This window comes from Sandaracinaceae bacterium, assembly GCA_020633055.1.
Classification (GTDB): Bacteria; Myxococcota_A; Polyangia; order Polyangiales; family Houyiibacteriaceae; genus JADJJE01.
The window spans coordinates 296,887-310,249 of the sequence record JACKEJ010000004.1; the positions used below are offsets into that span (position 1 = coordinate 296,887).

The following is a 13,363-nucleotide window of genomic DNA, read 5'->3' on the forward strand; positions in this document are numbered from 1 at the left end:
GGTGAGTCGCATCACCGATCAGCTCGACGGCGCTGGCGCCCAGGACGACACCCCGCGTCGCGCACCACGTGCCGTCGTCGCCACCGACGCCACGGACGCCGAGGCCGTCTGGCATGCCCTGGCCGCGGGTGGTTCGCTCGACATGGCTGCCCGCGCGTCGGGGCCCGGGGGCGTGCGGGGCCTGCACGTGCCCGTCACGTCGCACGACGCGGCGGACGACACACACGTGCCCGAGGGCGCGCTCATGGGGAGCTACCGGGCGCACCCCGTGTTCGTGCCCGACATGCCCGCCGGGCGCGTGCTGCTGCATGCCCTGCGTCTGCTCGAGGAGGACGCGCTCTCGGACGTCACCGAGTCGGCTCGAAAAGACCTTTGCGCGGCCGCGCTCGGCCACGCGCTCGCGGAGGAGGCGCGCGGCGTGGCCTTCGATGCGCGCCTGAGCGAGGACGCGGTGGGCGCGTTCCTGGCGCGCACACCCGGGGCGTCGGCAGCAGACGAGCAGCTCCCCCCGCGCAGCACCCTGCCCCCGGTGGACGCGCTGCTGGTGCTGGACGCAGCGCAGGGCGCCGTCGTGACCACGCACGGAGGCCTCCCGCTGGTCGTGACGCGCGCGGATCGTCCCGCGCTGCTCGCGGTCGCCTCGGGCGAGCACAGCCACAGCGCGCACATCCTGGTGCGTGTGTTGGTGACCGTGCTGGATCTCGGCCAGGGCTTGCAGAGCGCCCTCGCGGGGCTGCCCGCCGAGGACGCCGCGCTGGCCATGCTGCTCGACGAGCGCGGCGTGTTCCAAGCGGCGGGCACCGGGGGCACCGAGGTCCACGTGCAGGGCTACGAGCGCGCCGAGGCGTCGTGATCGACCTCGAGGGCATGAACCCGCCGCAGCGCGAGGCGGTGCTCCACACGGAGGGCCCGTTGGTCGTGTTCGCGGGCGCGGGCAGCGGCAAGACGCGTGTCATCACGCACCGCGTGGCGCACCTCGTCGTGGACCACCAGGTCTACCCGTCGCGCATCCTCGCCGTGACCTTCACCAACAAGGCCGCCGGCGAGATGCGGCAGCGGCTGGAGCAGCTGGTGCCGGGGGGCGTGGGCGGCATGTGGGTGGGCACGTTCCACGCCCTCTGCGCGCGTCTCTTGCGACGTCACGCGGACGCGGTGGGGATCGCCAAGGACTTCACCATCTACGACGACCAGGACCAGCAGGCGATGATCAAGCGCGTGCTGAAGGCACTGGGACTGGACCCCAAGGAGCACAAGCCGAAGTCCCTGGCGAACCGCATCAACCGCGAGAAGCAAGAGCTGCGGGGCCCCGAGGCGGCGCGTAGCAACACGCTGCAGGACCGCATCCTGACCGACGTGTACGAGGCCTACGAGGCCGCCCTGCGGCGGGCGTCGGCGCTCGACTTCGGCGACCTGATCTACCAGACCGTGCGGGCGCTGGAGCGCGAGCCCGAGCTGCGTCGCGAGGTAGCCGGCAAGTTCCGCTACACCATGGTGGACGAGTTCCAGGACACCAACCACGCCCAGCTGCGGTTGGTGGACGCGCTGGTCTCCGTGCACGGCAACGTGTGCGTGGTGGGCGACGACGACCAGGGCATCTACCGTTGGCGCGGCGCGGACCGCCGCAACATCCTCGACTTCAACCGCCGCTACCCGACCGCGCGCGTCATCAAGCTGGAGCAGAACTACCGCTCCACGCAGCGCATCCTGCGCGCGGCCCACGACGTCATCTCGCGCAACGAGGACCGCGAGCCGAAGGAGCTGTTCACGGAGAACGAAGAGGGCAGCCTCGTGCGCCTGTACACGTGCTCCGACGCCAACGACGAGGCCAACACGCTCACGTACGACCTGCTCGCGCGCATGCGCGACGACGACGTGGACCTCGAGGACATGGCCGTGCTTTACCGCACGCACGCGCAGTCCCGGTCGCTGGAAGAGGCGCTGCGCGCCGTGAACCTGCCCTACCGCATCATCGGGGGTGTACGCTTCTACGACCGCGCCGAGGTGAAGGACCTGCTCGCCTACCTGCGCATGGTGCACAACCCAGAGGACGACGTGAGCGTCTTGCGCGTGCTCAACGTCCCCGCGCGCGGCATCGGCAAGACCAGCGAGGAGCGCATCATGGCGCTCTCGGCGGAGCACGGAGAAGGCGTCTACGCGGCGCTCCAGCGCATCGCTATGGACCCTGCGCTCTTGGGGCGCGCCGCCGCCAAGCGCGTGGGGGAGTTCGTGGCGCTGGTCGAGGGGCTGCGCAAGAGTCATCGGGACGGCGCGCCCCTCTACGACCTGGCCAGCCAGACGCTCGACAAGAGCGGCTACCTCGAGTCGCTGCGCGAGCAGGACAGCGCCGAGGCCGAGGCGCGCGTGGAGAACCTGGGCGAGCTCATGACCAGCGTGGCCGCGTTCCAACGCGAGGCGGAAGAGGCGACGCTGGCCGCGTTTCTGGAGCGCGTGGCGCTCGAGACGCAAGCCGACGAACACGGCCACGAGGCCAAGCTGACGCTGATGACTGTGCACGCCGCCAAGGGGCTCGAGTTCCCGGTGGTGTACGTGACGGGCCTCGAGGAGGGGCTCTTCCCGCGCCTGGACCCCACGTTCGGGGTCGACCAGGAGGAGCTCGAGGAAGAGCGCCGTCTGGCGTACGTGGCCTTCACGCGCGCCGAGGAGCAGCTGGTGCTGCTGCACGCGAGCGCGCGCATGACCTTTGGGCGCACCGAGGTGGCCATGCCGTCACGCTTCCTCGCGGACATCGCCGCAGACGACGTGCAGCGCAGCTTCGGGCTCGCCGGGCACGGGGGCTTCGCGAGCGCGGGGGGTGGGTTTGGCGCGGGCGGCGGATACGGCGCGGGCGGCGGACATGGCGCGGCCGGCAGATACGCAGGGGGAGGCGGGTACGGCGCGCGCGGCGGCGCGGGTCGACAGGGCGCGTGGGAAGAGGTCGCGCCACGTGGCGCGGGGCGGCAGGGTAGCGGGCGCAGCGGGGCGTGGGACGACGGACGGCAGGCGTCTTTCGGGTTCCGGCGCAGCGCGGGCGGTGGAGTTGGAGGCGCGGCACGTGGCGACGACGACGATCCGTACGCGAGCTTCCGTGCAGCGCGGTCGGCGCAGAGCGCCGAGAGCGGCCAGTCGTACCTGGACACCAGCGACGTCGACCTGGATCCCAGTGAGGCGCTGCGGCCGGGCGCCAAGGTGTTCCACCCGCGATTCGGGGTCGGGCGCGTGCGGGCCGTGGAGGGCAGCCACGACCCGGCCGTGACGGTCTACTTCGAGGCCTCGGGCGCCACCAAGAAGCTCAAGGCTTCGTTTCTGCGCCCGGCATAGACCGCGCGGCGTTCGCGCCGACCTGGCCGCTCCAACACGGGAGTCCGCGGTGTCTCGCGTGGACCACGCTCACTTCTCGCTACGGCCAGGCGCCGTGCACGAGCTCACCATCGACCATGGTCACGAGCACGCGCGCCGCGTGGATCTCGTGCAGCGGCACCTCGAAGATGTTGCCGCCGAGCACCACCAGGTCGGCCCGCTTCCCCACCTCCAGCGAGCCGATCTCGTCCTCCATGTGCAGCTGGTAGGCGGCATCGACCGTATAGCCACGGACCATCGCCTCGACGCTGACGCGCGAGCCGGGTCCGCCCAGGATGGGCGCGTTCGGCTCTCCGATGGCCTGCCGGGTCGCGCCGGCTTCGATGTTCCACAGAGGACTCATGGCGAAGAACTCCTCCCCGGTCGCGGGGAAGTCGCTGCCGAACGTCACGCGAGCGCCGGTCTCGAGGAGCTCCGAGATGCGGTACAGGCGCTGCACGCGCGCCTCGCCGATGACGAGGGCCTGCTCCGCGTAGTCCTCGGCGAACCAGTAGGGCGTGGTCTGCGCGGTGACGTCCAGCGCCGCGAAGCGTGGGACGTCCTCCACGGTGATCTGCTCCACGTGCGCGAGCGTGTGCCGTGTGTCGGCGCCTGGGTTCGCGGAGCGCGCCAGCGCGATGGCGTCGAGCGCCTGCCGCACCGTCCGGTCCCCGATGGCGTGGATGTGCAGGTCGATGCCCGCGCGGTCGGCCGCGACCACGAACGGGTTCAGGTCGGCCGGCTCGAGCAGCACGGCACCGGACGAATCGGGGACGTCCGTGTAGGGCGCGAGGTACGCGGCGGTGCGGGCCTCGGTCGTGCCGTCGTTGTGGATCTTGATCATGCCGACGTGCAGACGGTTCCCCGCGTACATCTCCCGCAGCTCCGCGAAGCGCGCGATGGCCCCTGCCACCTGGCTCGGGTGCTGAATCATGTGCGACGCGACGACACGGAAGCGCAGCGCGCCTCGCCGGTCGAGGTCGGCGGCGACCTCGAGCGCGTCGGGCTCGAACGACGACATCCCCGCGTCGTAGACGGTGGTGATGCCCACCGACGAGAAGACCGCGTAGACCAGGTTGTTGGGCCGCGCCGCCGCGGTGACGTCGTACGCCCCCAGGGCCGCGAGGTGCGGCATGTACGCCTGGCTCTCCACCAACCAGCCCGTCGGGCTCCCGTCGGGGTCGCGCTGATAGTAGTGCCTGCCGGGGATGGGGTCGGGGGTGCTCGCGTCGATGCCGAACGCTTCGAGCGCCGCGGTGTTCACCCACGCGCTGTGCCCGCCAGCGTCGATGAGGATCACGGGCCGGTCGCCGACCACACCATCGAGCAGCTCGGCGCGCGGCCCAGCCGGACCGAACGCGGTCTCGTCGAACCCGAAGCCCACCAGGAACGCACGGGTCGGGTTGTTCTCCGCGTAGGCTGCGACGCGCTCGAGCACTTCGGGAGGGCTCAGCTCGGACGTGAGGGTCAGGGCGTAGCTGAGCCCGGCCGCCTGGAACGGGTGCGCGTGAGTGTCGATGAACCCCGGCAGCACGAGCCGACCACCGAGGTCGACCACGTGCGTGCTGGGGCCCATGAAGCGGGACGCGTGCGCGTCGTCGCCGACATAGACGATGACCCCGTCCCGAACCGCGATGGCGCTCGCCAGCGGCCGAGCGTCTGCAACCGTGTGGATGTCGGCCCCCACGAGGATCAGGTCCGCCGGTGGTGCTGCATCGGCGCAGCCCAGCGACAAGAGGCAGAACCAGAGGGCACACCACCGACCGCCGAGGTGCGCTGCGCGCGCGATCGCAGGCAGGTGCGAGTCCTTGTCGTTCCGCATCGTTCCAGCTTGCCCGATACGGCGTCGTCCGTGTGAGCCCAAATGGAGACAGCGGCCTATCATGGGCCACGACGCCCGACCAACCCGAGGGCACGGCTTCCCGATCAGGGATCCCCAAGAACGAAACGCTCGACGCCCAGCGGAGACGAAGCCCCCATGCGCGCCGCGACCATCCACCACTACGGAGACGCCAGCAACCTTCGCATCGAGGAGCTGCCCACGCCCACCCCCAAGGGCTCCCAGCTGCTCGTCCGAGTGCGCTATGCCAGCGTCAACCCAGTGGACTGGAAGATGCGAGAAGGCAGGAACCGCTTGGTCCTGTGGGGAGGCTGGCCGAAAGTCCTGGGGCACGACTTCGCGGGCGAGGTGCTCGCGGCGGGGCCGCGCGTGAAGCGCTTCGCGGTGGGCGACGCCGTGTTCGGCATGCAGGGCCTGTCGATGGGCGCATATGCCACGCACATGCTCGTGTCCGAGCGTGTCGTCGCTGCGAAGCCACCCAGCCTCGGCTTCGAGGAAGCGGCGGCCCTGCCGATGGCCTCCCTCACAGCGCTCCAGGTGCTACGTGACATCGTGCGGCTCGAGGGCGGCCAGCGTCTGTTGGTGAACGGCGCCTCGGGCGGGGTGGGCAGCGCCGCCGTGCAGCTGGGGAAGATCCTGGGGGCCGAGGTGACGGGTGTGTGCAGCGCCCGCAACACGGAGCGGGTGCGTGCGCTGGGAGCCGACGCGGTGGTCGACTACCACGAGGTCGACTTCGCTGCGGGCGACACCCGCTATGACGTGGTCTTCGACTGCGTGGGCAACCGCTCGTTCGCCGACTCTCGAGCGGCGCTCACTTCGCGCGGTGTATTCGCGAGCGTCACCACCGCGCCAGGCCGGTTCGTCCTCAGCCGAGTGAGCAACCTGTTCCGCCGTCAGCGCGCCACGCAGATCCTCGTGGCGTTGCCGCGCGCACGCGACCTCGCCTACGTGGCGGAGCAGGTCGAGGAGGGCCGCTACCGCCCGGTGCTCGATCGGCGCTTCTCGCTGGAGGACATCCGCGCGGCCCACGAGTACAGCGAGTCTGGACGCGCGCGCGGGAAGATCACCATCGAGATGCCCACAGGAGAGACGTGACGGTCGGGCGGTCTCAGTAGCGCCAGCCGAGGCGGGCCTGAGCGAGGACGTAGCGGTCGAGCAGGCCGCCGACCACGTTGGCGTCGCCGGGCTCGGGGCGCAGGCGATACATGTAGCGCTGTGCTTCGAAGCCCACCGACACCTCGATGCCCTTGGGGAGCGCATACCCGAGATGCAGGCCTGACTCGAGCCCCCAACGGCGACCGTGCGGGAACCAGTCCGCCGAGTCGACGTCCCCCGCGTCGAAGATCATGCGCACGCCGATGTGCATGTTCAGGAAGAAGCCGAGGTCGAGGGCGACGCGGGCGGCGGTGTCCACGCGCAGGAAGCGGTAGTGCCGCGCGGGCACCGACGCGCGGTTGTCGACGTTCGGGAGCGCGATGGCGGAGCCGATGTTGAACACCTGCGACCCTCCGCCCAGCCCGACACTCGCGTCGATCCCGCGGTCGAGCAGGTGGTCACAGGCGATGCGGTACCGGAAGCCCGCGACGAGCTCACGTGAGCGCGTGGGGAACGTGCTGCCGTCCGCGCGCTGCGAGTCGAACGTGAGCATCTGGGCGTAGCGGAGCTCGACGCCCAACCCGCTCAGGACCCCGAAGTCGGCGCGCGCGAGGGGGTACAACGTGACGTAGCCGCCGAACGCCTTGGCGCTGTTCAGGCCGTAGGGCCGCATGAAGCCGTAGAGGTCGTCGTGGTACGTGAGGCGCTGGTACAGCATCCCCGCGATGCCACCGAGCTCGAGCAGCGCAGGCTCGACGCGACGCTCGGACACGGCGTCGTCCGCTGACGTGTCCAGCTCAGCGCTGCCCTCGACGGGAGTGGGCTGGCCGGCGTCTTCGGTCGGGGAAGCGGGCTGCGCTCCATCCTCGTCCGAAGCGGGTAGCTCACCCTCGCCGTCGCCCGCCGCGGCCCCCTCGGCGGCGATCTCCTCGCCCTCAGCCGCCTCCGCTTGGTGCTCGAGCTGCGCAGGGTGGTCTTGTCCCTCGTCCCAGTCCGGGTCTTCCAGCTGAGCGCGGGCCACCCCCGCGGTCGACAGCAGCGCGCCAAGCGCGAACGCGAAGATGTGGCTCCGTGGCCGACGCAAAGCGGCGTTCATGGCGTACCTCCATCGTCCGTCCCGAGGTCGGCGGCGTTCATGTCCGCCGTGCCGACATCCGCCACGCCCGCGTCGAGCAGCTGGTGCCGACGCGCCTGCTCGCGCACCCAGTCGCGCACGCACGCGATCTCCGCTTGGTCGAGGTAGCCCACGAGCGGCATGCGGTCGCCGCAGCCCTCGCGTGGGGTGCCCTCGAGCTTCTCGAGCAGGAAGCTGTCGTCTGGGCGCGCCGGGTTGATGCGCATCAGCCCGTCACACTGCGTGGACATCGTTCCCACGATGCGCAAACCAGGGTCGGGCGACACCAGGTCGAGCTCTGCCGCAGGGTCGTCGGTCTCGTTGCCGTGGCACGTACCCGTGCCGCAGCGCTGGCGGAACATGTCCTCCACGTCGAGGTTGATGCGACACTCCGGCGCTGGACCGAACTGCTCGGCGTCGTCGATGGAGCCAACGCACCCGCCCACGAGCAGCGCCAGCGGAGCGAGCACGGAGAGGGGGCGAGTAGCGCACCGCAGGGCGCGCGCCGCCGAGCGGACGGTGGCGGCGAGCGGAGCGCGCGCTGGGGGGACTTGGGGGACTCTCGGCAGCATGAAGGAAGAGCTCGTGGCAGGGGCCGCGGGGGCGTGAAGTGGCGACATGGGTATCACCTTCCGCCCCCCCGACGGAAGCGTGTTCGACCCGTTTCGGCTACTCGGTGACCGCGTCGTCGGGCCGCAGCACGAAGGCGGTGACGCCATGGACCGTCATGGCCGTCGAGAGCTGCTCGCAGCTGCCGATGTCGTTGGGGACCAGATCGGCCAGGTTCCGGAGCGCGCGCGCGGCGATTGGCATGATTGCCTCGCCGCCGGGGATCTCCGCCAAGAGGTCGTCGATGAGGGTCTGCACTGGCACGGCGCCGCCCAACGTGCCCGTCACCTCGCCGGTGTCGGCGTCGAAGTCGATGGACAGGCGGCCGGCAAAGATGGGCAGGTTGAAGCGCTGGGCGAGCACCGCCACGGGCAGCACGGTCTCGAACGAGGACGCGTCCATGTGGCCGTCCACGATGCGCTGGCGCCGCATCTCGACCGAGGCGGTACCCTCCTTGATGTCGAACGACTGGCCGGGGACCAGCAGACCGTCGTTGCCGACGTCGGTGGGTCCTTCACCAAAGTGCAGGCGCACGGTGACGTCGTCGTCGTTGTCGAAGCTGTCGATGCCCTCGAACTCGAGCAGGATGAGCAACGAGCCCTCGTTGATGGCCCCCTGAATCAGCGCTGCCGGATCACCCCCGAACAGGGACAGCGTGGGTCCGAAGAGGGACAGCTGGTTGTCGATGCCAGGCACCCCGTTGGGGTCCGTGAAGTCGACCTTGTTGCACGTCTCGGGCGCTGGCATGTCATCGACGCGGTCGTCCAGGTTCAGGCCGACGACGGACCCGTCCTCCGCCGCGTTCGCCACGAGCGCGACCTCCGCCAACACCACCGAGTGGGTGATCCCTGTGCTCCCCTCGCCATCGCAAGAGGCGCAGAGCAGCGTTGACGCGGCCAGCCCAAGAGAGAGCGCGCCCCGACGCACGCGGGACGGCCGCTCCGACATCGCGGTGCGCATGATCAGACCTCGATGGCAGACAGGCCGGTGGTGGTGCGCGCGGCGCCCACGCCCCAGTCGGCAGCGTTGATGCCCATGGCGCGAATGAGCGACAGGATGACCTGGCTCGCGTTCTCGCCGTTGCCCCTGTGGTGCAGGCCCATCTTGATCTTGTTGCACGCGCTGCCCGCGAGCAGCAGCGGATAGTTCTCGATGCTGTGATCACGCCCACGCGAGCAGTCGGTGGTGCCCAGGCAGACCATGTTGTCCAGCAGGCGGCCGTCACCCTCTTGCACGCTGGCCAGCTTGCCCACGAAGTAGGCCAGCTGGTCCATGATGGACACCAGGATGCCGTCCACCTGCGGCTGGTTCCCCGGCTCGTTGTGCGTGAGGTTGTGGTGCTCCATCGTGGTGTTGGGGAACCAGATGTTCGACACCGGGCCCGAGAACATCACGCTGAACACGCGGGTCTGATCGCAGGCGAGCGCGTAGGTGAGGATGTCGGCCACGGCGCGGTGCTTGGCGAACATCTGCTCGCGCCCGTTGACGTCCGGGTACTCCATGAGCGGCACCTCGGCCATCATGCACGACGCGAGGTCGGGCGGGTCCTCCTCCAAGCGCTCGAGCTGGAGCTCCAGCTCGCGCACGTTGGTGAAGTGCTGATCGAGGCGGGCCTTGTCGTGCGAGCCGAGCCGCGACTCGAGCCGCATGATGTCATCCTGCACGGCCGAGAGCACGCTACGGCGCAGCGCCCAACGTGGGTCGATGATGGGCTCCTCGCCCGGGAGCGTGAAGCCCTCCCCGAAGATGCGCTGGTAGAGCGCGATGGGGTTGGACTCGACGGGGTTGTCGTTGTTGGGCCCGTTGACGCTGAACGAGCGCACGCCGCGTTGCACGCCCGCCTCGATGGAGCGGAAGCGCGTGGCCCCGCCGATCTCGTTGCGGACGCGGACGTCGACGCTGGGCGACTCGAACGTGGTCTGTCCGTTGACGGCCAAAGGATGCCCCGCCAAGAGGCCAGCGGGACCCGCGAAGTGCGCCTCGAGGTTCTCGCCGAAGACCTTCATGCCCGACACCACGGTGATGTCGTTGCCGAGGCCGGCGTCCGCGAACGGCTGCAGCTCGTGGCTCATGGCGAAGTTGCGGCCCGTCTCGACGGGGAACCAGCGCTCGGGGATGACGCCGTTGCCCCAGATCCACCAACCGAAGCGGCGCGGCAGGGCCGACCCGTCGGCGAGGGCCGTGCCGTTGTCGTTCAAGAAGATGTCCAGCAAGGGCAGGCTGACGCCCACGGCGGCGCCGCCCAGCATGCCCTTCAGCATGGTGCGACGGTCGAGCAGGCGCTTGGGTCGAATGAGAGCCATCAGAGTTCCTCCATCGCCACGGCGACACGCGGACCGCGTGAGGTCCGGAAGCCTTGGCTCATCGCAATGGACACGAGCAGCTCCTTCACGCGGTAGCCAGCCGCGGCGAAGAGCTCGGTCAGCTCGTCGAGCTGGATCTGTTCCGTGCGCTCGGGCACGTGGCCGGTCGCGTACTTGTAGAGGTTGCGGGTGAAGCACGACGGAAGGTCGGGGTGGTCGTGCAGCAGCGTGCCGAGAGCCACCGCGTCGGCGAAGGGGACACCGTCCAGATCGCTGCTCGGATCGATGATGGCGCCCGCCTCGAGGCGGCGATACCGGCCAAGCGCATCGAAGTTCTCGAAGCCGAGGCCGATGGGGTCCATCACGGAGTGGCAGCTCGCGCAGACGGGGTTCTCACGATGCTCCGCGAGGCGCTCGCGCAGCGTGGTGGCCGTGACGGAGGGCTCTGGGATGGAGGTGTCGACGTCCGCTGGAGGCGGCGGGATGACCCCGCACAGGAGCGCTACGCGCACGAACTTTCCGCGCGACGTGGCGGAGGTCGCGGTCGCGTGGCTGTGGAGCGCGAGGAACGAAGCCTGCGTGAGGATGCCTGCGCGCGGGGAGTCGTCCGGGTAGGTGTACGGCGCGAAGCCGTCACGCGCGGGCGTGGGCACGCTGTAGATGGAGGCCATCTTTCGGTTCAGGAACGTGGTGCGCGTGGTGAAGATGTCGCGGTAGTCGCCCTCCTCCTCGAACACGTTGTTCTCGATGGTGAGCAGCGTCTCTTCGCGCGCGCTCGGGCCGACGTCGCCGTCGATGTGCACGAACACCTCGGGGTCCTTCACGAGCGTCGTCAGCTTGTCCAGCTCGAACAGCTCCGTGAAGAAAGCGCGCAGACCCTCCCGCGCGCGCGGGTCGTCGATCATGCGGCGCACCTGCGCCTCGAGCAGCGCATCGTCCACCAGCTCGCCCGCTTCGGCGGCCGCGAGCAGCGTGTCGTCCGGCGTGGAGTTCCACAGGAAGTAGCTGAGGCGCGACGCCATCTCGATGCTGGAGTAGCGCAGGGGCGGGCTGTCCTCGGACGCGCTCGGGTCCGGCTCGCCGAGCTCCACCCGATAGAGGAAGGCCGGCGCGGTGAGCAGCCCGACGAGGCCGAATTCGAGTCCGTCGTAGAAGTCCGTCAGCGTCACGGCCGCCGTGCGCGAGACGTCCACGAGCGGGTCGAGCTCCTCGTCGGACAACGTGCGACGCCACAAGCGCTGGCCGTACTCGGCGAGGAACTCGCGGGCGCACGCGTCGTCGGTCATCCCCGCGGGGGAACACGGCATGAGCGCGTCACGGTCCGCGCCGGCCTCGAGCACCTGCGCCGCGACGGTGGTGGCCATCGTCTCGTAGAGCTCCGTGCCACGCGCCGAGATGCCACCGTAGCCAGCTCCGACTGCGTAGGAGCCGCTCACGCGGTTGTCGACCTCGAGCGGACCGGCCACGACGACCTGCTCGCCGAACACATCGACCACGGTGTTGCGATATTGCTCCTGGGTCAGGCGCAGCAGCGCGGAGTCGGCAGCAACGAAGTCGGGGGGAGGGAGCGGGGGATCGGGGCGGACGTCGTCGGCGGGGGCGCCGCCGATGACGCCAGACGTCTCGCAGGCGGCGAGCAAGAACGCTCCCAGCAGCGCGACGGCTTGGTGAGTTCTGAGTGGACGCATGAAACCTCGGGGGGGCTGCGCGAAAGATAGCAGCCCTTCCCCCGCGTGGCCCCACTTAATTCCGGATTATCGGTCAGTTTCCCGATGGCACTGCGGCCAGGGCCGCGTCCCAAGTGGCACTCGATGCCAACATCTTTTGGAACTGGATGACGAGCGGGGGCATCGAGGCCGCCACCACCCCCACCAGCTTCCCTTCGCGCCCGAAGATCGCGCAGAACTTCTCCTCCGACGGCGATCCGGCGGCGAAGACCACCTCGTCGTCCCCCCGGGGCCGCCCTGCTCCCTGGAGCTTCACACCGAACTGATCGGACCAGAAGCTGGGAACGTGGGAGTACGGGGCGGCGCCGTCCCCGTTGAGCAGATGGTCCACGACGGCGCGGGCCCCCTCCACCGCGTTGCTCCAGTGCTCCAGGCGCATGGACTCTTCGAAGAGGGGGTTCCAGAACCGGGCCACGTCGCCCAGCGCGTACACACCCTCCGCAGCACGACAGTGCGCGTCGGTCACGACCCCATCCGAAAGCGTCAGCCCGGACTCGGCGAGCCACTCGACGTTCGGGACGGCGCCGATGCCCACGACACAGACTTCCGCGGCGACCACCTCCCCGCTGCCCACGCGCACACCGCTGAGCACGGGGCCTGCATCCGAGGCACGACTCTCGAAGCCCGCGACCTCCACGGAGCAGCGCACGTCGACGCCGTGCGCCTGCATGCGCGCGCCCAACGCCTCGCCCAGCGTGCGGCCTAGGCCACGCACGAGGGGCGCCTCGAGGGCCTCGAGCACGGTGACCTCGCAGCCCAATGCACGCGCCGTGCTGGCCACCTCGGCGCCAATGAAGCCCGCCCCCACCACGCAGACGCGCGGCCGGGTCGCGAGCGCCGCCTTCACCGCGCGCGCGTCGTCGAGGGTGCGCAGCGTGAAGAGGCCAGCGAGCTCTGGCTGCGCGGGGAGTCGGCGCGCGCGCGCCCCCGTGGCCACCACCACGGCGTCGTACGGAAGCACGCGTCCGCTCTGCAGCTGCACCTCGCGCGCGGCGACGTCCAGGTGGGTGGCCCGTTCGCCCAGGCACAGGTCGAGCCCCAGCTCGTCGTACGGCTTGCGACGCAACGCGAGCTGCCCCTCCTCGAACGTCCCCTGCAGCAGCTGCTTCGACAGCGGTGGGCGGTCGTAGGGCAGGTGTGGCTCGTCGCCCACCAGCGTGAGCTTCCCGGCGAAGCCCTTGCGGCGCAGCAGCTCGGCCGTGCGCAGCCCTGCCAACGAAGCCCCCACGATCACCACGCTGTCCGGCATCGACGCTCCTCACTTCCAATGCGCTGGCCCTGGCGAGCGCGTTGCGGTACAAAGTGAAACATGTTCTAGTTGCCCGCGCGGAGCAAGTCG

Annotated in this window: 10 protein-coding genes; 3 read left to right on the forward strand and 7 right to left on the reverse strand. The window is 70.1% G+C overall.

Going from position 1 to position 13,363, the window contains the following annotated elements:
* Position 1 precedes the first annotated feature (1 nt).
* Both H6726_01200 and H6726_01205 read left to right on the forward strand, forming a co-directional pair.
* Positions 2-853 carry a hypothetical protein gene (locus H6726_01200; GenBank protein MCB9656237.1) on the forward strand — a complete coding sequence of 284 codons (852 nt, stop codon included), beginning with the start codon at positions 2-4 and terminating at the stop codon, positions 851-853.
* The gene (locus H6726_01205) at positions 850-3,318 is read left to right on the forward strand and encodes a UvrD-helicase domain-containing protein (GenBank protein MCB9656238.1); all 2,469 of its coding nucleotides are present in this window, start codon (positions 850-852) and stop codon (positions 3,316-3,318) included. Before H6726_01200 ends, H6726_01205 begins: the two co-directional genes overlap by 4 nt.
* A 79-nt stretch (positions 3,319-3,397) precedes the next feature.
* On the opposite strand, the gene H6726_01210 is transcribed toward H6726_01205, so the two are convergent.
* The gene (locus tag H6726_01210) at positions 3,398-5,158 is read right to left on the reverse strand and encodes an amidohydrolase (protein ID MCB9656239.1); all 1,761 of its coding nucleotides are present in this window, start codon (positions 5,156-5,158) and stop codon (positions 3,398-3,400) included.
* 156 nt (positions 5,159-5,314) lie between these two features.
* Here H6726_01210 and H6726_01215 point away from each other — a divergent pair, with 156 nt between their 5' ends.
* On the forward strand, positions 5,315-6,271 hold the full coding sequence (locus H6726_01215) for an NAD(P)-dependent alcohol dehydrogenase (GenBank protein MCB9656240.1): 957 nt from the start codon (positions 5,315-5,317) through the stop codon (positions 6,269-6,271).
* Positions 6,272-6,284: 13 nt separating this feature from the next.
* Here the strand turns inward: H6726_01215 and H6726_01220 are convergent, their stop codons facing one another.
* The 6 genes from H6726_01220 to H6726_01245 form a co-directional block, all read right to left on the reverse strand.
* Complete coding sequence (locus tag H6726_01220; protein MCB9656241.1) at positions 6,285-7,367, reverse strand: hypothetical protein; 1,083 nt, start codon at positions 7,365-7,367, stop codon at positions 6,285-6,287.
* The gene (locus H6726_01225; GenBank protein MCB9656242.1) at positions 7,364-7,855 is read right to left on the reverse strand and encodes a hypothetical protein; all 492 of its coding nucleotides are present in this window, start codon (positions 7,853-7,855) and stop codon (positions 7,364-7,366) included. The genes H6726_01220 and H6726_01225 overlap by 4 nt, the downstream gene beginning before the upstream one ends.
* A 199-nt stretch (positions 7,856-8,054) precedes the next feature.
* The gene (locus tag H6726_01230; GenBank protein ID MCB9656243.1) at positions 8,055-8,954 is read right to left on the reverse strand and encodes a hypothetical protein; all 900 of its coding nucleotides are present in this window, start codon (positions 8,952-8,954) and stop codon (positions 8,055-8,057) included.
* A gap of 2 nt (positions 8,955-8,956) precedes the next feature.
* Positions 8,957-10,297, reverse strand: a complete 1,341-nt coding sequence (locus tag H6726_01235) for a DUF1552 domain-containing protein (GenBank protein MCB9656244.1) — start codon at positions 10,295-10,297, stop codon at positions 8,957-8,959.
* Positions 10,297-11,985 (reverse strand): DUF1592 domain-containing protein, encoded by a 1,689-nt coding sequence (locus H6726_01240; protein ID MCB9656245.1) that lies wholly within the window; start codon positions 11,983-11,985, stop codon positions 10,297-10,299. Before H6726_01240 ends, H6726_01235 begins: the two co-directional genes overlap by 1 nt.
* A 73-nt stretch (positions 11,986-12,058) precedes the next feature.
* Positions 12,059-13,273: an FAD-dependent oxidoreductase gene (locus H6726_01245; protein MCB9656246.1), complete on the reverse strand. Its 1,215-nt coding sequence runs from the start codon at positions 13,271-13,273 to the stop codon at positions 12,059-12,061.
* Between the last annotated feature and the right edge of the window lie 90 nt (positions 13,274-13,363).

Coding starts and splice junctions, on each gene's coding strand:
- H6726_01235 (MCB9656244.1), bottom strand. CDS start 10,297: ATGGCTCTCATTCGACCCAAGCGCCTGCTCGACCGTCGCACCATGCTG.
- H6726_01210 (MCB9656239.1), bottom strand. CDS start 5,158: ATGCGGAACGACAAGGACTCGCACCTGCCTGCGATCGCGCGCGCAGCG.
- H6726_01245 (MCB9656246.1), bottom strand. CDS start 13,273: ATGCCGGACAGCGTGGTGATCGTGGGGGCTTCGTTGGCAGGGCTGCGC.
- H6726_01240 (MCB9656245.1), bottom strand. CDS start 11,985: ATGCGTCCACTCAGAACTCACCAAGCCGTCGCGCTGCTGGGAGCGTTC.
- H6726_01215 (MCB9656240.1), top strand. CDS start 5,315: ATGCGCGCCGCGACCATCCACCACTACGGAGACGCCAGCAACCTTCGC.
- H6726_01220 (MCB9656241.1), bottom strand. CDS start 7,367: ATGAACGCCGCTTTGCGTCGGCCACGGAGCCACATCTTCGCGTTCGCG.
- H6726_01230 (MCB9656243.1), bottom strand. CDS start 8,954: ATGCGCACCGCGATGTCGGAGCGGCCGTCCCGCGTGCGTCGGGGCGCG.